Here is a 17241-nt window from a genome sequence, read left to right as displayed (position 1 = left end):
GGGTGACGATTATGGAATCTCTACTGCCTATCATTCTTCAGCTTGTTTCGGGTGCGGTCGGTGGCAATATTGCCGGCGCCGTTAAAAACCTGAGCCTCGGTACTGCTGGCAATACTGTCGCCGGTGGCATTGGTGGTGTCATTCTTGGTCAGCTTCTGCCGATGTTATCCGGCGGCGGTTTGGATTCTGTTCTTAATGGTGTGATTGGTCAGGTAGCGGGTGGTGGTGTGGGCGGTCTCGTTCTCACGGCAATAGTCGGTCTGATCAAAAACTCGCTGGCAAGCAAAGCCTAACTGAATAACGCGGTTGTGGGGACAACAACCGATTGATTTCCTGTGAGAGGGGAAACGGGCGGCTTTGGTCGCCCGTTTTATTTTATGCCTTTGAAAGCGTGATGCGCTGCATTATCTCATGAGCGACGGAAATTTTTGAACATGCTGACTGAATGGAGTTTTTGATGGGACAATTGCAGGCAATCATCGTTCCGGTGACGCCATTTCAGCAGAACTGCACAATCCTTTTTGATGGCGACACAAAAAAAGGCGTCGTGATTGATCCGGGCGGCGATCTTGAGCGCATCAAGGAAGCGATTGCATCGCAGGATGTTAAAGTAGAAGCGATCTGGATTACGCATGGCCATATTGATCATGCGGGCGGCGCATCAGAATTAAGAGATGAACTGGGTGTGGATGTTATCGGCCCGCACAAAGACGATGAGTTCTTGCTCGATAATTTGGTGACGACTGGCCTGAAATACGGCCTGACCGAGGGCGTGCGGAACATTACGCCAGATCGCTGGTTGGAGGATGGTGACCAAGTCACCGTGGCAGGTCATGTGTTTGACGTTCTGCATTGTCCGGGGCATGCGCCGGGTCATGTAGTCTTTTATAATCCAGAAGCGCATTTTGCGATTGTTGGCGATGTTTTATTTAACGGATCAGTCGGACGTACTGACTTGCCGGGTGGCGATCATGCCGCACTCATTCGTTCGATCAAAGAGAAACTTCTGCCGCTCGGCGACGATATTGGCTTCCTGTGCGGTCATGGCCCGGGTGGGCGTTTCGGCGAAGAACGCCGCAACAATCCGTTTTTGAACGATCTCGGATATGCCTGATCTACTTGAGTTATGAAAAAAGCCGCCTTTTGAGGCGGCTTTTTTGTTTCGTGTATCCGATTAGTTTGCGGAACAGAAATGATCCCGGCCATCATAGCCGCGATAGGTTCCGGTATTTGCATTGAACGACCGGTAGCGGTCGGAGCAATACTGGTACCAGCCACGGCTCCATGGCTCATAACCTGCGCGATATTGCACACTGCGCGCTGGCGGTGCTGGATAATATGCAGGCGGTGGTGGTGGTGGTGCGTAAACCGGTGCTGGCTGCACGTAGGTTGGCTGTGGCTGGCTCAGCGCGCTACCGATGAGTGCGCCAGCTGCAAGGCCGATGACGCCAGCAGCAACAGCATCACCGCCACGGTCACGATGCCTGTATGGACGGCGATCCCAGCCGCCACGGTCCCATCCACCACGATTATAGCCACCATTATCCCAGCCACGGCGACCCCAGGAATCTGCTGAAGCCGCTGCGAGCGGTGCCGAGACTGCTGCTATAGAGGCAACTGCCAGAATAGCTGTCTTAAGTAACTTGTTCATTGTCCGCTCCTTCAGAGGCACAACTTAATCTCTTTGATGTGCAGGGCCGGATCGGCACACTGCTTCAATCATGAATAACAAGTTAATAGTTTGGACATGAATGGAGGCTGAACAATGGTAAGGACATCTTGGAAAGCGCCATAATCCGGTAAATTAGAAGCAGAGTCTGTAATATTTCGCGCTCTGATCAGGTATTCGGTAACGGCCTTAAACAGGAGTTTCCGCTTATTGAAGGCAGAAATCACGTTAGAGTTCAGACAATAAAAAACCCCGGCGTTAGCCGGGGATCAAATTCTTTATCAGTAAAATTCGGTTTTAGTCATTAACCGAGATATTTACGGCCTTAGGACCCTTACCGCGACGATCCGGTTCAGTTTCGTAAGAAACCTTCTGGTTGTCAGCAAGTCCTGCCAGACCCGAAGCCTGTACAGCAGAGATGTGCACGAAGATGTCTGCGCCGCCATCATCAGGCTTGATAAATCCGAAACCTTTTTCGGAGTTGAAGAATTTGACCTGTCCGGTCTGTGCCATGGGATCCGTTCCTTTTCCTTGGCGCCACCGCTTGATTAGAGACGGTGGAATTACAACTTCTGCCGAACGCACCACACACCCGGCAGAGGGTTATGCAGGCAGTTATCGACTTAGGAAAGGAACCGATCATTGCCGGAGATTAAATCTCCAACCCGGAACTTCTAGCGGTTCCGGCACGCCGTTCTTCCAGTCTTCCGTTGTACTCAAATTGCCCGGACACGTGAAGACTGATCTAAGATGCGAGGTTTGGCAAGCAAATTTTTCACCAAATATGAGATTGGTTATCTTTGAAACGGTATCGTTGTTATTTTGTATAAAAATTACCAGAATATTGCTAATTTTATACCAAAAAAGAACAAGCTTAAGGCAATATATCGTTTCATACTATGGTATAGTATGCTCAATTGCTCATTTATTACGCAAAACTATGCATGCGCCGCCGGCTGCACGCAGTTTAGCGCAGATGTTATCCGCTTCCCCACGACTGTCCGCCCCAATACGAACTGCGTAGATGCCTCGGCGTGCAATTGGCGTGCGCACCCGGCTGATCACCGGGTTATGACTGGCGAGCACGGAGCTGAATTGTTTGCGCAGTCGGTTCCATTGATTAACTGCGGCGCTGCGCCGGAAATTGCCCGCAACCTGAATGCCCCAAGGCTTCGGCTTGATCCGCGACATTGGAATTGTTGCGGTGCGAACGATGGGCAGGCGTTTGCAGGCCTCGCTGAAGCTTAGCTTCGCATCAAGTGGTCTGTTGGTGATCTCCTGACCAGCTGCGAAATTATCGGCAGGTGCGCCGGTCAGGTCTAGCACGTAATCTTCGGTCTCGAGCGGCAGAAAGCCCCCAGAACGCATCCAGTTGCCAACACGACCCGGACCCGCATTATAGGCTGCTGCTGCCAAGCCCCAATTTCCGAAAGCGCCTTTTAGTTCGCTCAGAAAACCTGCCGAGGCTGGAATTGCCTGTTCGATGTCGAACGGGTCGGCCAGTCCGCGTTCTTTGGCCGTATAGGGCATGAACTGCGCAATGCCCTGCGCACCGACAGGGCTGACGGCGCGATGATCAAAGCGGCTTTCTTTCCAGATAAGACGCGCGAAAAAATCTTTTGGAATGCCGCGTTTTTCTGCGCTTTCTTCAATGAGTTCGCAGATGCGCGTGACAGTGGGCTCCGCTTTTTTCGGCGGCATCGGCGGACCGTAGACTTCCACTGCAGCTTCGCTTTGAGCGAATACGGATCTAATAGCGTCCGGCCAGCAAAAAAGCTGAAAAAGCGCAATGATTGCGATAGCCAGATGCGAATGCGTCATGCAGTTTTTCCGCTCATAAACCCCGAAATCCTTGAGTGCAGAGTAAAGCAAGTTTTTGACATGTCGATATGGGTTCGTATGTGGAGATCGAATATCCAAAATATGTTCTTGCTCTAAATGATCTTTGCGCCATTTTAGCACTCAGATAATAGAGGGAGAGAGTCATGCTGCTTAATAAAATCAGTTGTTTGAGCGTGTTGGCGGGCGTCATGTTTCTGGCGGGCTGCGTCGCCGAAGGTGGGCCGGATTATCGGCCACCAGTCAGGCCGGGGCCATCACAGCCGCAAATGTGCCCGATGATTTATGCGCCGGTTTGTGGCGAGCGCGGTTCGTCGCGAAAGACTTTTGGCAATGCCTGCCAAGCCCGTGCTGATGGCTATCGGATTGTTGGAAACGGCCAGTGCAGTTCAAGACCTATTACGGGGCCGGGTTCCGGCTGGGGAGGTGAGCGCCCGGGGCGGCCTCCACACCAAGGCAATAGACCCGGTCGTCCGGGCGCTGGTGCTTGCACGCGCGAATTTATGCCGGTCTGTGCCCGCAGAGGGAGTGTTACACAGACATTCTCAAACCGCTGTGAAGCGGAACGCGCCGGCTATCGCATTACGAATGGCGGGCAGTGCCGGTAAGTAAACTAAGCAATAGAAGGAGCGGCTGTTAAAGGCCGCGCTTTCTAGGCGGCGGTTTTCGCAGGCTGTTGCTTGCCGAAGCGGTTGATATTGGTGTCTCCCCAATCTTTCAAAGCAAGCAGAATGGGCTCGATGCTGCGCCCCAGCGGCGACAGGCTATATTCAACCTTTGGCGGAACCTGCGCATAGACCTTGCGGTCAATCAGGCCGTCTTCTTCAAGCTCGCGCAGTTGATTTGTCAGCATACGTTGCGTCACGCCGGGTATCTGGCGTCGCAATTCATTAAACCGCAGCGTTCCATCCAGGAGATGAAATAGCACAACACTTTTCCATTTACCGTCGATGAGGCCGATCGCCGCCTCAACGGAGCAACCGGGGCTGCAATCAAAACGGGAATGCTTAACCTTGGTCATAAGTATCCTATATATACTAAGTACAAAACACGACACTATGTGCAATTTTTGTGCGTATTTTCATTTTCTGATTGTAGTCTAATATTTGTTCCATAGCAAATGGAGCAAAGACTATGAAAGCTGTTGCCTATCAAACCGCCGGCAAACTGGATCGCGCAGATTCACTACTGGATGTCGAACTGGAGAAGCCTGTTGCGAAAGGCCGCGATCTGTTGGTGCAGGTCGAAGCCATTGCGGTTAATCCGGTTGATTATAAAATCCGCAAAGGCGTTTCGGCAGAGCCAGGCCAGTGGAAAGTGTTGGGCTGGGACGCTGTTGGGACTGTGGTTGAAACCGGTGAAGCGGTAGAGAATTTCAAGATTGGTGATAAAGTCTGGTATGCGGGTTCGTATATTCGACAGGGAGCCAATAGCGAGTTTGGTCTGGTTGACGAACGTATTGCGGGAACGCCGCCTGCGTCGATTTCCAACAGTCAGGCTGCTGGCCTGCCGCTGACATCAATCACCGCGTGGGAAATGCTTTTTGACAGGCTCGACATTCGTAAGCCAGTGCCAGGTGCTGCCAATGCTGTTCTTATTATTGGCGGAGCAGGCGGTGTTGGCTCAATAGCCATTCAGCTGATACGCGCTTTGACGGAGTTGACGGTGATTGCCACTGCCTCGCGCCCTGAAACACAGGATTGGGTGAAAGAGCTCGGCGCACATCATGTCATCGATCATAGCAAGCCTCTGGCACAACAGGTCGAGGCTTTGGGGATTGGTGCGCCGGCTTTTGTGTTCTCCACCACGCAGACGATGGATCACTTCAATGAGATTGTGTCATTGATCGCGCCACAGGGGCGGTTCGGCTTGATTGACGATTTCGATACTTTTGATGTCGCGCCGCTGAAACGTAAGTCAGTCTCAATCCATTGGGAGATGATGTTTACACGTCCGGTTTTTGAAACGGCGGATATGAATGAACAGGGCAAACTTCTGAATGAAGTTGCACGGCTGATCGACGCAGGCAAAATCAAAACGACGGTGACGGAAGTTATGTCACCAATAAATGCCGTTAATCTTAAAGCAGCGCATGGCGTGCTGGAAAGCGGTAAGGCCAAAGGCAAGATCGTGCTTGAAGGCTGGTAAACAGCCCTCAAGCTGAGTGATGTTACCGCCCCGGTCGGCCAGTTTTGCCGGGGCGACGTTTTTTGCGGGCTGCTTCAGCCGGGTCTTCATAGGAACCGACGCCAGCGCGTTCGCGGCGGATGATCGCATCATTCGCACCCGCTGGTTTTTCCGTGCGCTTGACGGTCATTTCATCCAGCGTATTCTTGCGGAAAAGCGGCTTTGCCATATCCGTGCCGGGACCCATATTGTCGAGCGACGGCTTAGCGAAAAGCGACTTTTTCGGCTCCGCATCGACCGTGCGATGAACCTTCCGGCCAGCATTGTGGCGGCCTTTGGTGCGACCCGTGACCGGGCTTTCAAGCTCCACTTCGCGCGCCAGCGGATCGTCTGAAATCGCCAGTTCCATTTCACGCAGACGCTTGATCTCGTCGCGCAGTCGAGCGGCCTTCTCGAAGTCGAGATCGGCAGCTGCATCACGCATCTGCTTTTGCAGATGTTCGAGATGGGCGGTCAGGTTGTTGCCCATCATCGCGCCTTCTTCGGCAAAGCCGGAAATATCTGCGCGGACGTGATCCTGTTCATAAACGGAATTCAGAATGTCCGTGATATTCTTCTTCACCGAGGCAGGCGTGATGCCATGCTCCAGATTATATGCTTCCTGCTTTTCGCGACGGCGGCTGGTTTCATCCATCGCGCGCGTCATGGAGCCGGTGATGTTGTCGGCGTAAAGAATGACCTTGCCGTCAACGTTACGCGCTGCACGACCAATGGTCTGCACGAGTGACGTTTCCGAACGCAAGAAACCTTCCTTGTCGGCATCGAGAATGGCGACGAAACCGCATTCGGGAATATCAAGACCTTCGCGGAGCAGGTTGATACCCACCAGCACATCGAATGCGCCAAGGCGCAGGTCGCGGATAATTTCGATACGTTCCAGCGTGTCGATGTCCGAGTGCATATAACGCACGCGAACGCCTTGTTCGTGCAGATATTCGGTCAGGTCTTCGGCCATGCGCTTGGTCAGCACCGTGCAGAGCGTGCGATAGCCCTTGCGTGCGGTTTCGCGAATTTCGCCCAGCACATCATCCACCTGATTTTTCGCAGGACGCACTTCCACTGGCGGATCGATCAGGCCGGTTGGGCGGATAACCTGTTCGGCAAACACGCCGCCAGCTTCTTCCATTTCCCATTTGCCCGGCGTTGCCGAAACCGCGATGGTCTGCGGACGCATGGCGTCCCATTCCTCAAAGCGCAGAGGGCGATTGTCCATGCAGGAGGGCAGGCGGAAGCCATATTCGGCCAGCGTTGCCTTGCGCCTAAAGTCGCCGCGATACATGCCGCCAATCTGCGGAACCGTGACGTGGCTTTCATCGAGGAAGACGAGCGCATTGTCCGGGATATATTCAAACAGGGTCGGCGGTGGTTCACCCGGCTGACGCCCTGTCAGGTAACGCGAATAGTTTTCGATGCCGTTACAAACGCCGGTTGCTTCCAGCATTTCGAGGTCAAAAGTGGTGCGCTGTTCAAGGCGCTGTGCTTCGAGCAAACGGCCTGCATTGTTTAACTCAACAAGGCGATGCTGGAGTTCGTTCTGGATGGACTTGATTGCCTGATTCAGCGTCGGGCGCGGCGTTACATAGTGCGAATTCGCGTAAATCTTGACCGATTGCAGATCGCCGGTTTTCTGGGCGGTCAGCGGGTCAAATTCAGCGATGGTTTCGATCTCATCACCAAACAGCGAAATACGCCATGCGCGATCTTCCAAGTGGGCCGGGAAGATTTCAATCGTATCGCCACGCACGCGAAACGAGCCGCGCACGAAGTTGATGTCCTGCCGCTTATATTGCTGGGCCACGAGATCGGCGAGAAGCTGGCGCTGGTCGAGACGGTCGCCAATCTTCATCTCAAACGTCATGGCGGTGTAGGTTTCGACGGAACCAATACCGTAGATGCAAGAGACTGATGCGACGATAATCACGTCATCGCGTTCGATCAGCGCGCGTGTCGCTGCGTGGCGCATCCGGTCGATCTGTTCGTTGACGGTCGATTCTTTTTCGATGAACGTATCAGACCGCGCCACATAGGCTTCCGGCTGATAGTAGTCGTAATAGGAAACGAAATATTCGACAGCATTGTTCGGAAAGAAGTTTTTGAACTCGCCGTAAAGCTGCGCTGCCAGCGTTTTGTTTGGCGCAAGAATGAGCGCAGGTCGCTGCGTTTCCTGAATGACCTTCGCCATGGTGAAGGTCTTACCGGAGCCGGTGACGCCGAGCAGAACCTGTGTGCGGTCTTGATCTTCTAGCCCACTGACCAGATCGCGAATGGCGGTTGGCTGATCACCGGATGGTTCAAAGCTCGATTCCATCTGAATCGAAATGCCGCCTTCCGACTTGGGTGGTCGGGCAGGGCGGTGCGGCGTCCATAGCTCGCCATTCTTGAACAGCGGATTGCCCGATTCAATCAGGTCTGACAGTGCCTGTACGGTCGCGGTCGCGCCCGTAGGGTTGAGCGCCGTGGCCTCTTCGAGGCTCATGTCGAGGCCCGAAACCGGATTAAGGCCAGCAGCCGCACGTTCTTTGGCTGATGCAGCGCCGCCAATAGATGTCCCGCGAGAACTACGCGAAGATTCTTTGCTGCGTTCAGGCACCTTTTTAGGCGCCTTCGCCGCTTTGGCTTGTGGCTGAGGCTTGTCGGCCTCTTCACCTATATCTTTTGCCCAATCGGAGATTGAGCCTGAAAGCGGGGTGCCTGACAAACCGCGCTGTGGCACTTCGCCAAAGCCGCGTGTTTCGTCTTGCGAATCCTGAGTGTATTTGTCTTTTGAGGAGGCCATGCACACAATATGGAATTTCGCAGCACAAATGAAAAGGGTGCAGCGATTAAAACCGCCGCACCCCTTATCAGAATTGTGTGGCTCCTGACATCAGGCTGTCAGGAGGCGTCACCTACCATCGTCCTCTTGGACGCCAGCGATCGCCCGGACCGTAGAAATTTGGGTGGTAACCGGGATGGTCACGCCAGCCGGGACGATCACCCCAATGTGGCCTTGGCTGCCCCCATTGACCGGGACCGCGCCAACCCGGACCCGGGCGAACTGGACCGGGGCCCCATCCTGGCCCCCAGCCCGTATTGTAGGGGCGTCGCCCCCAGCCCCAGCCGGGACCATCATCCCAGCGATTGTTGTTGTTGATTGCCGAGCCAATTACGAGTCCAGCAATGAGTGGAATGCCAATGGCTGCTGCTGAAGGACCGAAATTATCATTGGTAGTATATCCGCCGCCCGTTTGCACGGCGATGTAGCGGGACGACGCCCAACCATCAAGACCGCGGTAATTGACACGGCACCAGCCATATCCGTTGGTGCAGCCTGCCACACCAATGACAACGCCATTTGGGATGCGTCCCATAGATTGATATTGTGTACCGGGGCCGGTACGAAGATTTATAGTAGCTGTCGCTAAACCGCTGGCCGCTTCGGCATTGCTTGCAAATAAAAGTCCTAATGCAACAATAGAAGATGTTATTATTGTTTTCATTTGAATATCCTTATATTTGTATATAAATCTAGGATACTATCTTTTTATTATTTTTACTTTAAAGAATCAAACTTGTTCTACTATGATGATTAATAATTGTAATTTTACTCGATTTTTAAATGATAGATTTTATCGCATGGCTGCGGTGCGCATGTCGCACTTTTCGTCTTTCGCGGCTTGCCGCATAATTCACCCGACTCTTTTAGGTGATCGAAGGAAACATTGATGATTGATTTGAACGCGCCAAAGGGCATGTTGACCGTGCGTACACAGGCCATGCCGAATGATACCAACGCAGCGGGCGATATTTTCGGTGGTTGGGTTATGGCGCAGATGGATATTGCAAGTGCTATTCGCGCTTCAGAGCGTGCCAAGGGGCGTGTTGTAACGGCGGCTGTGCGCGAAATGTCGTTCGCGAAGCCAGTCAAGATTGGTGATGTTCTTTGTGTTTACACTGAAATCACGCGTGTTGGGCGCACGTCGATCACGCTTCGCGTTGAAGCGTGGGCACAGCGTTATCTCGCCGAAGAGATGGATCTGGTGACACATGGTGAGTTTGTTATGGTCGCGCTCGACAAGACCGGCCAGCCAACGCCGGTTCCTGCGGAATAATAATGTAAAGCCCGGATATGTCCGGGCTTTTTGCTATTTGCAGGCGCGATAACCGCTGCGGCGCTGCATCAGATCGAAGTGAAAATGATCCGCGTGTTCGCGGTTATAGCCGGGTCCGAGAACGGTGGTGAAATAAGAGCAAGCATCGGAGCGCACGCTGTTGAGCAAGCCTTTTTCGCGGAAGGCGAAGAAGCCGGGTTTGCGAACGGTGATGCTCTTGCCGTTGTTCAGAACGATTTTCGTAACATCGATGGCATTGCCACTGGAATGCTCCGACATTTTCGCGCCGCGACGATGGTTCATCGTGCGGCAGGAATAACCACCCGCATTGTGGATCGTGTTGATACCGGAGAGATAACGCAGCCGCGCTGAAGGTTGCAGGTCGCCCTTGATCCAGCGTGCGAAGGCTTCCGTCACCTCACAGTTCAATGTTGCTGCTGGCTTGAAAGCGATGTTGCCGCTGTTGAAGCCGCGCACTTCAATCGGGTTGTTGATGCGACAGCTTCCACCCTGATTGATCGGCGATTTTTCGGTGAAGACGACACCAAGACGCTTGAGGCGTGTTCGGCAGGCGGCTTCGGAATTCGACATCGCATAAATGTTTTCAACCGTGCTGACAGGATTTTGCACTGGTGTGGCAAAGCCATAGTCGCCCGCGTAATGCGGCTGGCTTTGTGTTGTCATTTCATTGGCGTTGTTTTCGATTTCCTCAGCGAGACCAACAACACGCGGCTCGCGTGGGGCTTGCGGCGGCACGACGATATCTGCATTGGCAATGTCTGCCTGCGGTCGCGGCGGACGATCACCCGAACAACTGGCTAAGAGTGTCAAAAGTGCAAGACCTGTCGGCAATGCAAGACGATGAAAGCGGTTGGACAACGCAAAACTCATGTCCCTGCCTTTCATTCTGGAAACGGTTCTGCCCACATATTAGACCATAAGCGTAAACGAACAGTCAGTGCCGCTGTTAAAGCCTATGGCGATAATCGGGCAGTTCGTGGTCATAAGATTGGCGAAATCTCCATGTCACTCTGCTAACACTATCTTGCGGTTGAGGGCCAGACCGCGACATGATCCTTCCGGTCCCCAAAGTTCTTCCCATGTCAGCACTCATTTCGCCAAGCGTTTTGCCGATTCTGCTTCTCATCGGCTCAAACGTATTCATGACCTTTGCCTGGTACGGGCACCTGAAATTCACCAGCACGCCGCTGATAACAGTGATTTTCATCAGCTGGGGTATCGCGCTGTTTGAATATTTTCTGGCTGTACCCGCTAATCGTATCGGGCATGAAGTCTATTCAGCTGCACAGCTCAAGACGATGCAGGAAGTTATCACGCTGGTGATTTTTAGCCTGTTCTCGATTTTTTATCTCAAAGAAGCTTTCACGTGGAATCACGTGATGGGCTTTGCGCTGATAGCCGGTGGTGCAGCACTGATTTTTCGAGGCTAGTTTTACTTTTCGCACTTTTGCTGGAAATGCAGGGTTATTCAGCCGCTGCTGGGATTGGTTCCGCTCTGCGTTTCCAGAACATCGGAACCAATTCCACTGCCATCATTGCGATAAACAATAGCCCGCAGCCTATGAAGCCAATGAATGTCAGGCGGTCGCCGAGGAAGATCGCGCCAAACATCGCGGCAAAGATTGCTTCGGATGAGAGGAAAATCGCCGCCTGTGCAGACGTTGTGTAGCGCTGGCCGATAGCTTGCAGCGTGAATGCAACGCCTGATGAAAACACGCCGGTAAACAGCAGTTCTTTCCACGTCAGTGCAATAAAGTTCCAATTGATGTCTTCAACCACCACGGCAATCGCCAGCCCAGCCACCGCAGCGGTGGCAAACTGCACGCAGCTCAGTGTTATTGGTCGGCCTGCACGATTGGCACGGCTGATGAGCAAAACCTGCATTGCCCAAAACACTGCGCCAATGATGACGAGCCAGTCACCTTGTTTGAGCGCGCTTAAAGTGCCGCCGGATAGCAGAAATATCCCTGCAAGACAGGCAACAGCGCTTGGCCAGACGATTGGATGCGGCCAGTTGCGAAACACAATGACACCTAGCACCGGTACCATCACAACATAAAGGCCGGTGAGAAAGCCTGCATTGGTGACAGACGTGGTGATCAAGCCGATCTGTTGCAGGACAAGGCCGATAAACAGCATCGAACCAACAAACATAAAGTAAAGATAGTTCGAGCGTTGCAGCCTATGGGGTGAGCGTCTGCCTTCGGCAATCGACCATGGCAGCACAGTGACTGCGGCGATCGCCGAACGGACACCAATAAACAGAAATGGACCAATGCTGGCCATCGCGGTTGATTGTGCGACAAAGCCCATACCCCAAATGACGCCCGCCAGAAGAAGGAGTAGATTTGCCTGAACGCGTGTCATCATTGCCTCATAAATGCGGGATCAGGTTAGCGGCTTGGCGCGTCATCCCTTCGCGGCTATGCTATAGGCAATAGTCGATAACGGCGGCAAGGGATTTCCTTGTGCGGCGTGTTTGGGAACGCTTTTTCGGGAGGGGCTACGTGTTTTTTTTTCTCACTAGAAACAAAGCCATTCTGGCAGGAGCTGCGCTTGCAGCTGTTTTGGCCAATGCTGGTCCTGCTACTGCTGCTTTCAAGCAAATTCGCGATAGCTGGGTTCAGTGCGATTTTGCTTCAAATTGCACACTTGCACTTAAAAGTACGGATAATGGTCCGATATCGTTCAGCCTTTATCGCAGTAGTGCAGTTAATTCGCAGCCCTCGTTGCGTCTGTCGGGGTTTGATCAAGGCGCTAAGGCTGGCAAAATTGCGGTTGCTGTTGATGGCAAACAGGTGATTTCTTTCGACCTTTCGGCGCTAAAACTTGATGATGGCCAAGGCTATTATGAAAATGCAGCAGACGTAAAAAAGCTGATTGATGCCATGAAAGCCGGTCAGAAGCTGACGCTGCAATTCAATAACAAGACCTACAACTATTCGCTCTCAGGTTTTGTTGGCGGGCTGATCTATATGGATGACCAACAGGCGCTCAGTGGCACTGTTGCGGCGTTGCAGAGCAAGGGCAATAAGGCGGCTCCGCCCGCTCCAGATGTGTCACAGATAACAACGATTAATGAACTGCCAGAGTCCATTCGTAAAGATTTCAGTGGCGAGGATTCGATTTGTGGCACTGACGACGGAGATCCCTTTCAGAATGGTGGCGGGTTTAATGCAAAAATAACTGATGGCACGAACCTCATTGGAGTGCCGTGCGGTTCTCCGGGCGCCTATAACCAGCCCTATGCCTTTTACAGCCAGTCGGATGACAAGGTGGTTCCGATCTCATTGCCGACCATTTCCGATGATGGTCCGAGCACCGTTGATCAAGCTTGGAATATCGACTGGTCGCAATCATCCAAGACACTGACCGCCTTTTTCAAAGGTCGTGGCATTGGTGATTGCGGAACCTATGATGTCTGGAAAGCGACTGACGACGTGGATGGCAAGGTCCGCTTCGTGCTTCTTGAGGAGCGCTCGAAAGGCGATTGTGACGGCAATTATGCCGGTGGCCCCGAAAAATGGCCTGCAAGCTGGCCTGTCTCGAAAAAATAGCGCGATTTCCGCGCATAATTAACAGGCAGAAATTTTTGTTCGTGAAATGATCTTTTAAAATGCTATAGTTTCACCAACATCTCTTTGAACGGTTCCGAAGCGATTGCTTCGGGGACCGTTTTCTTTTTGTGTGCCGCCGGGTGATTTCATCTGTCGGACGGTGGTTTTGTCTCCAGTGTGAAGCAAAATCAGGCGGGCAATCAAACTGCCGTCGCATTTAATCCCGGAGGGAAGTGCGGCGGGCGATGGAAAGGACTGGACTGGGTATGGAAAAGTTCCCGATGACCCCTAGCGGTTTCGAAAACCTCAAGGAAGAACTGCGCACGCGTCAACAAGTTGACCGCCCACATATTATTGAGGCGATTGCTGAAGCACGTGCGCATGGCGATCTTTCCGAAAATGCGGAATATCACGCAGCGAAAGAAGCACAGAGCCTGAATGAAGGTCGCATCAACGAGTTGGAAGATCTCGTTGGTCGCGCAGAAGTCATTGATGTTACGAAGCTTTCCGGCGACAAAATCAAGTTTGGCGCCACCGTCACGCTGATCGATGAAGAGAGCGAAGAAGAAAAAGTCTATCAGATCGTTGGCGACCAGGAAGCCAATGTGAAGCAGGGGCGCATTTCGATTTCTTCGCCAATCGCACGCGCACTGATCGGTAAGGGCGAAGGCGACACGATTGAAGTTAACGCGCCGGGCGGTTCGCGTTCATATGAGATCATCAGCTTCAAGTTTATCTGATGTCTGAAGTGACGGTCCCTGTCGGTGAGGTTGAGGTCATTGCGCCTAATTTCAAGCGCCGCCTTTCAGGTGTGACTTCAACCATAGTGCAGCTCATCCCTTTGCAACGTGCAAAGGGATTGGGCATTGCCACAATGGGACCGGGACTGCCTGAGAGCCTTCCGCATCTTGGCTGGTCGGCTCTTTTCTCCTTCTGGAAAAAGCCCGTAAAGCGACGCTTTCGCATTTGGCATGCGCGCCGCAACATTGAAATGCTGGCCGGAATTTTTATGCGTGACGTGCTGCGCATGAAGCTGCGGCTGGTGTTTACATCGGCTGCACAACGACATCACAAGCCTTTCACCAAATGGTTGATCCGCCGCATGAATGCGGTGATTGCGACCAGTGGCCGCTCGGGAAGCTTTCTTGAAGTGCCGCATGATGTGATTATGCATGGCGTTGATCTTGAACGTTTTCATCCGCCAGTCGGCGAGGATGATCAGTTCAGTGCATCAGGCTTGCCGGGTAAGTATGCCATTGGTTGTTTTGGGCGTGTGCGTCATTCCAAGGGCACTGACCTGTTTGTCGATGCGATGATTGCGCTTTTGCCAAAATATCCGGAATGGACAGCAATCATTACTGGCCGCACCACGTCTGAGCATCAGGCTTTTGAAGATGATCTTAAAGCGCGTATTGCGGCGGCTGGCTTGCAAGATCGTATTCGTATCCTTGGCGAAGTGCCGGATGTGCGCATCTGGTATCGGCGCTTGACGCTCTATGTTGCCCCGTCACGCAATGAAGGTTTTGGGCTGACGCCGCTGGAGGCAATGGCTTCACAAACCGCTGTCGTTGCAAGTGATGCTGGCGCTTATGCGGAAATGATTGTCGAAGGCACGGGCAGTTTTGTTGCTGCGGGTGACGGCAATGCGTTGCGTGATGCAATCGAGCCATATCTGGCGGATCCAGCGATGGCTGAGCGTCATGGTGAAAATGCGCTAACATATGTGCGCGAAGCGTTTCCGCTCGAAAAAGAGGCCGCTGCAATCAGCGCGGTTTACGAGCGCGTATTTAATAGCTGACTTCTTGTCCAAATAAAAAAGCGACTGCGCAGGACATAGTCGCTTTTCTTGGAATTTGATCTGATCAGAGAATCATCAGAGGTTCGTCTTTAACGGGACGAATGGTCAGCGCTGTGCGGACTGAGTCCACATTAGGCGCTGCTGTCAGTTCTTCGATAACGAAGGTCTGAAACGTGTTAAGATCGCGTGCAACGCAATGCAGCAGGAAGTCAGATTCGCCTGAAACCATCCATGCACGGCGTACCAACGGCCACTGCTTTGTCTTCTCCGCAAAAGCCTTCAAATCGGCGTCTGCCTGACGATGCAAACCAACAGAACAGAAGGCGACAAGATCCTGACCGAGTGCGTTGCCGTTAAGGATGGCACGATAGCCACGAATGACGCCGCTCTCCTCAAGTTTGCGCACGCGGCGCAAGCAAGGAGGGGCGGAAATTCCGACCCGTTCAGCGAGTTCGACATTGGTGATGCGCCCGTCATTCTGGAGCTCCCGAAGGATTTTCCAATCGATGTCGTCCAGATCAGCCTTAATAGGCATATAAAACTCCGCGCAAGGAAATTTCAGTCAATTGTAATTTTAAAACACTCAGCGCCATTATAGCGCAATACTATCTTGCTCATACCAAAAGAAACGACTGGATGTAAACCATCTAAAGAGTTGTTAGCGCATCCAGAAAGTGCGTGTGAACAAGATAAAGATTGTGATGAGCTCGAGACGGCCAACCAGCATCAGGAATGAAAGCACCCAGAGTGCCGGATCGTGGATGGTCGAGAAGTTGCCGACCGGGCCGATGACGTCGCCAAATCCCGGTCCAACATTGGATAGTGCGGTCAGTGCGCCGGTGAAGGCCGAGACGAAATCCAGGCCGAGAGATGCCAGCAGAACCGCGCCGATAACCAGCGAAGCAATATAGAGAAACAGATAGAGCAGGACGTTCTGTGCGATCTCGCCGGAGACTTCGGAAGAACCGTACCGGATTTTGATGACCGCGTGCGGCATCACGAGGCGCGCGAGATTGGCTCTGGTCAGGCTCCATAGTATGATCAAACGGTTCATTTTGATGCCGCCTGAGGTCGAGCCTGCACAGCCGCCAAGGAAACAGGCGAGGAAGAAGATGCCGATGGCTGGCGGTCCCCACAGCGAATAATCTTCTGTTGTGAAGCCGGTTGTCGTGATGACCGAGACAAAATGAAACGATGCTGCAATCAGCGCGTCGCCAAATGGAATATGCGTGCCAAGGCGTAAGACGACCGCAAGAATGAAGCTGAAACCAATCACGATGGTGAAAAAGAGCTTCACCTGCGGATCTTTTAACAGTTCGGTGCGCCGCGGCATGAAAGCTTTGATGTAGAGAATGAAGGGCAGGGCCGATAGCACCATGAATATGGTCGAAACCACTAGCAACATTCGGTTGCCTTCATAATAGGCAAACGAGTTGTCGTGGGTAGAAAAACCTGCGGTGGCGACAGTTGCCAGACCATGATTGACCGCATCGAAGATGCTCATGCCGACCGCAAAATAAGCGATCATGCAAGCAGCTGTCAGGCTGAGATAGGCTATGACGATGCCAAGCGCGATCTGATTCATACGCGGCAAAATCTTCTCAGACTTGTCGGAGTTTTCCATATGGAAAAGCGCCAAGCCACCAGCGCGCAGCGATGGCAGCATCAAAAGCGCTAAGCCGATGAAGCCGACGCCTCCGATCCAGCATAAGAGTGAACGCCAGAGCAGAATGCCGCGCTGCATATCATCAAGACCGGTCAGAGCGGTCGCACCCGTCGAGGTGACGCCTGACATCGCTTCAAAGAATGCCGTCGCATAACTGATCGGCAGATGTGAGAAATAGAGCGGGATCGAGCCAAGAAAGCTTGCTGTCAGCCAAAGACACGCTGTCAGCAGAAAGCCAAGGCGCGGGGTAAAGCGCGTATTCTGGTTTTGTGTGGCGAGCAGAATCAGCAACGATAAAGCGCCGGTTGCCGCAGCTGATCGGATAAAGATCAGCCAATCGTCACTGCCGTCGCGCAGGTCGATAGCCGCAGGCAGCAGCATTGCAACAGCCATAACGAGGCCGAAACGCGCAC

The 17241-nt window shown here is 52.8% G+C and carries 19 protein-coding genes; 9 read left to right on the top strand and 10 right to left on the bottom strand.

Features of this window, described 5'->3' with window-relative positions; genetic code table 11:
- The first annotated feature begins 11 nt into the window (after window positions 1–11).
- Both ACOZHT_RS13775 and ACOZHT_RS13770 read left to right on the top strand, forming a co-directional pair.
- Window positions 12–293, top strand: a complete 282-nt coding sequence (locus ACOZHT_RS13775) for a hypothetical protein (RefSeq protein WP_250038786.1) — start codon at window positions 12–14, stop codon at window positions 291–293.
- A 164-nt stretch (window positions 294–457) separates the two neighbouring features.
- The gene (locus ACOZHT_RS13770; protein ID WP_339511555.1) at window positions 458–1114 is read left to right on the top strand and encodes an MBL fold metallo-hydrolase; all 657 of its coding nucleotides are present in this window, start codon (window positions 458–460) and stop codon (window positions 1112–1114) included.
- A 60-nt stretch (window positions 1115–1174) separates the two neighbouring features.
- Here the strand turns inward: ACOZHT_RS13770 and ACOZHT_RS13765 are convergent, their stop codons facing one another.
- The 3 genes from ACOZHT_RS13765 to ACOZHT_RS13755 form a co-directional block, all read right to left on the bottom strand.
- Window positions 1175–1651: a BA14K family protein gene (locus tag ACOZHT_RS13765; protein WP_339511557.1), complete on the bottom strand. Its 477-nt coding sequence runs from the start codon at window positions 1649–1651 to the stop codon at window positions 1175–1177.
- A 315-nt stretch (window positions 1652–1966) separates the two neighbouring features.
- Entirely contained in the window at window positions 1967–2182 is a 216-nt protein-coding gene (locus ACOZHT_RS13760; RefSeq protein ID WP_250038789.1) for a cold-shock protein, read from the bottom strand.
- A gap of 408 nt (window positions 2183–2590) precedes the next feature.
- Window positions 2591–3490: a transglycosylase SLT domain-containing protein gene (locus ACOZHT_RS13755; RefSeq protein ID WP_421565829.1), complete on the bottom strand. Its 900-nt coding sequence runs from the start codon at window positions 3488–3490 to the stop codon at window positions 2591–2593.
- A 164-nt stretch (window positions 3491–3654) separates the two neighbouring features.
- On the opposite strand from ACOZHT_RS13755, the gene ACOZHT_RS13750 reads away from it, so the two are divergent.
- A complete protein-coding gene (locus ACOZHT_RS13750; RefSeq protein ID WP_339511561.1) occupies window positions 3655–4116 on the top strand; it encodes a Kazal-type serine protease inhibitor domain-containing protein in 462 nt (153 codons plus the stop codon).
- Between the two features lie 44 nt (window positions 4117–4160).
- Here the strand turns inward: ACOZHT_RS13750 and ACOZHT_RS13745 are convergent, their stop codons facing one another.
- A complete protein-coding gene (locus tag ACOZHT_RS13745) occupies window positions 4161–4529 on the bottom strand; it encodes a helix-turn-helix domain-containing protein (protein WP_339511563.1) in 369 nt (122 codons plus the stop codon).
- Between the two features lie 113 nt (window positions 4530–4642).
- On the opposite strand from ACOZHT_RS13745, the gene ACOZHT_RS13740 reads away from it, so the two are divergent.
- Window positions 4643–5656: a zinc-binding alcohol dehydrogenase family protein gene (locus tag ACOZHT_RS13740; RefSeq protein ID WP_421565828.1), complete on the top strand. Its 1014-nt coding sequence runs from the start codon at window positions 4643–4645 to the stop codon at window positions 5654–5656.
- A gap of 22 nt (window positions 5657–5678) precedes the next feature.
- Here ACOZHT_RS13740 and uvrB read toward each other — a convergent pair whose 3' ends face one another.
- Window positions 5679–8471, bottom strand: coding sequence for an excinuclease ABC subunit UvrB (uvrB, locus tag ACOZHT_RS13735; RefSeq protein WP_339511567.1), 2793 nt, complete (start codon window positions 8469–8471; stop codon window positions 5679–5681).
- A gap of 112 nt (window positions 8472–8583) precedes the next feature.
- Window positions 8584–9174 (bottom strand): SH3 domain-containing protein, encoded by a 591-nt coding sequence (locus ACOZHT_RS13730; RefSeq protein ID WP_421565827.1) that lies wholly within the window; start codon window positions 9172–9174, stop codon window positions 8584–8586.
- Between the two features lie 225 nt (window positions 9175–9399).
- On the opposite strand from ACOZHT_RS13730, the gene ACOZHT_RS13725 reads away from it, so the two are divergent.
- Window positions 9400–9786, top strand: a complete 387-nt coding sequence (locus tag ACOZHT_RS13725) for an acyl-CoA thioesterase (RefSeq protein ID WP_339511569.1) — start codon at window positions 9400–9402, stop codon at window positions 9784–9786.
- 33 nt (window positions 9787–9819) lie between these two features.
- Here the strand turns inward: ACOZHT_RS13725 and ACOZHT_RS13720 are convergent, their stop codons facing one another.
- A complete protein-coding gene (locus ACOZHT_RS13720; protein WP_339511571.1) occupies window positions 9820–10677 on the bottom strand; it encodes an extensin family protein in 858 nt (285 codons plus the stop codon).
- Window positions 10678–10886: 209 nt separating this feature from the next.
- Between ACOZHT_RS13720 and ACOZHT_RS13715 the strand changes: the two genes are divergently transcribed.
- On the top strand, window positions 10887–11237 hold the full coding sequence (locus tag ACOZHT_RS13715) for a DMT family protein (RefSeq protein ID WP_339511780.1): 351 nt from the start codon (window positions 10887–10889) through the stop codon (window positions 11235–11237).
- A 34-nt stretch (window positions 11238–11271) separates the two neighbouring features.
- On the opposite strand, the gene ACOZHT_RS13710 is transcribed toward ACOZHT_RS13715, so the two are convergent.
- Window positions 11272–12174, bottom strand: coding sequence for a DMT family transporter (locus tag ACOZHT_RS13710; protein ID WP_339511782.1), 903 nt, complete (start codon window positions 12172–12174; stop codon window positions 11272–11274).
- A 140-nt stretch (window positions 12175–12314) separates the two neighbouring features.
- Between ACOZHT_RS13710 and ACOZHT_RS13705 the strand changes: the two genes are divergently transcribed.
- The 3 genes from ACOZHT_RS13705 to ACOZHT_RS13695 all read left to right on the top strand — a co-directional run bounded on the left by ACOZHT_RS13705 (window position 12315) and on the right by ACOZHT_RS13695 (window position 15162).
- The gene (locus tag ACOZHT_RS13705; RefSeq protein ID WP_339511573.1) at window positions 12315–13364 is read left to right on the top strand and encodes a DUF1176 domain-containing protein; all 1050 of its coding nucleotides are present in this window, start codon (window positions 12315–12317) and stop codon (window positions 13362–13364) included.
- Between the two features lie 266 nt (window positions 13365–13630).
- Window positions 13631–14104, top strand: coding sequence for a transcription elongation factor GreA (greA, locus tag ACOZHT_RS13700; RefSeq protein WP_339511784.1), 474 nt, complete (start codon window positions 13631–13633; stop codon window positions 14102–14104).
- Window positions 14104–15162, top strand: a complete 1059-nt coding sequence (locus ACOZHT_RS13695) for a glycosyltransferase family 4 protein (protein WP_339511575.1) — start codon at window positions 14104–14106, stop codon at window positions 15160–15162. The genes greA and ACOZHT_RS13695 overlap by 1 nt, the downstream gene beginning before the upstream one ends.
- A gap of 64 nt (window positions 15163–15226) precedes the next feature.
- On the opposite strand, the gene ACOZHT_RS13690 is transcribed toward ACOZHT_RS13695, so the two are convergent.
- Window positions 15227–15697 (bottom strand): Lrp/AsnC family transcriptional regulator, encoded by a 471-nt coding sequence (locus tag ACOZHT_RS13690; protein ID WP_007875947.1) that lies wholly within the window; start codon window positions 15695–15697, stop codon window positions 15227–15229.
- 123 nt (window positions 15698–15820) lie between these two features.
- On the bottom strand, window positions 15821–17221 hold the full coding sequence (locus ACOZHT_RS13685) for a TrkH family potassium uptake protein (RefSeq protein ID WP_421565868.1): 1401 nt from the start codon (window positions 17219–17221) through the stop codon (window positions 15821–15823).
- Window positions 17222–17241 lie beyond the last annotated feature (20 nt).

The sequence above is a fragment of the Ochrobactrum sp. EDr1-4 genome, from assembly GCF_049199085.1.
GTDB lineage: Bacteria > Pseudomonadota > Alphaproteobacteria > Rhizobiales > Rhizobiaceae > Brucella.
This window is presented reverse-complemented; position numbering and strand designations above follow the sequence as displayed.

Coding starts and splice junctions, on each gene's coding strand:
- ACOZHT_RS13775 (WP_250038786.1), top strand. CDS start 12: ATGGAATCTCTACTGCCTATCATTCTTCAGCTTGTTTCGGGTGCGGTC.
- ACOZHT_RS13770 (WP_339511555.1), top strand. CDS start 458: ATGGGACAATTGCAGGCAATCATCGTTCCGGTGACGCCATTTCAGCAG.
- ACOZHT_RS13765 (WP_339511557.1), bottom strand. CDS start 1,651: ATGAACAAGTTACTTAAGACAGCTATTCTGGCAGTTGCCTCTATAGCA.
- ACOZHT_RS13760 (WP_250038789.1), bottom strand. CDS start 2,182: ATGGCACAGACCGGACAGGTCAAATTCTTCAACTCCGAAAAAGGTTTC.
- ACOZHT_RS13755 (WP_421565829.1), bottom strand. CDS start 3,490: ATGACGCATTCGCATCTGGCTATCGCAATCATTGCGCTTTTTCAGCTT.
- ACOZHT_RS13750 (WP_339511561.1), top strand. CDS start 3,655: ATGCTGCTTAATAAAATCAGTTGTTTGAGCGTGTTGGCGGGCGTCATG.
- ACOZHT_RS13745 (WP_339511563.1), bottom strand. CDS start 4,529: ATGACCAAGGTTAAGCATTCCCGTTTTGATTGCAGCCCCGGTTGCTCC.
- ACOZHT_RS13740 (WP_421565828.1), top strand. CDS start 4,643: ATGAAAGCTGTTGCCTATCAAACCGCCGGCAAACTGGATCGCGCAGAT.
- uvrB (WP_339511567.1), bottom strand. CDS start 8,471: ATGGCCTCCTCAAAAGACAAATACACTCAGGATTCGCAAGACGAAACA.
- ACOZHT_RS13730 (WP_421565827.1), bottom strand. CDS start 9,174: ATGAAAACAATAATAACATCTTCTATTGTTGCATTAGGACTTTTATTT.
- ACOZHT_RS13725 (WP_339511569.1), top strand. CDS start 9,400: ATGATTGATTTGAACGCGCCAAAGGGCATGTTGACCGTGCGTACACAG.
- ACOZHT_RS13720 (WP_339511571.1), bottom strand. CDS start 10,677: ATGAGTTTTGCGTTGTCCAACCGCTTTCATCGTCTTGCATTGCCGACA.
- ACOZHT_RS13715 (WP_339511780.1), top strand. CDS start 10,887: ATGTCAGCACTCATTTCGCCAAGCGTTTTGCCGATTCTGCTTCTCATC.
- ACOZHT_RS13710 (WP_339511782.1), bottom strand. CDS start 12,174: ATGACACGCGTTCAGGCAAATCTACTCCTTCTTCTGGCGGGCGTCATT.
- greA (WP_339511784.1), top strand. CDS start 13,631: ATGGAAAAGTTCCCGATGACCCCTAGCGGTTTCGAAAACCTCAAGGAA.
- ACOZHT_RS13695 (WP_339511575.1), top strand. CDS start 14,104: ATGTCTGAAGTGACGGTCCCTGTCGGTGAGGTTGAGGTCATTGCGCCT.
- ACOZHT_RS13690 (WP_007875947.1), bottom strand. CDS start 15,697: ATGCCTATTAAGGCTGATCTGGACGACATCGATTGGAAAATCCTTCGG.
- ACOZHT_RS13685 (WP_421565868.1), bottom strand. CDS start 17,221: ATGGCTGTTGCAATGCTGCTGCCTGCGGCTATCGACCTGCGCGACGGC.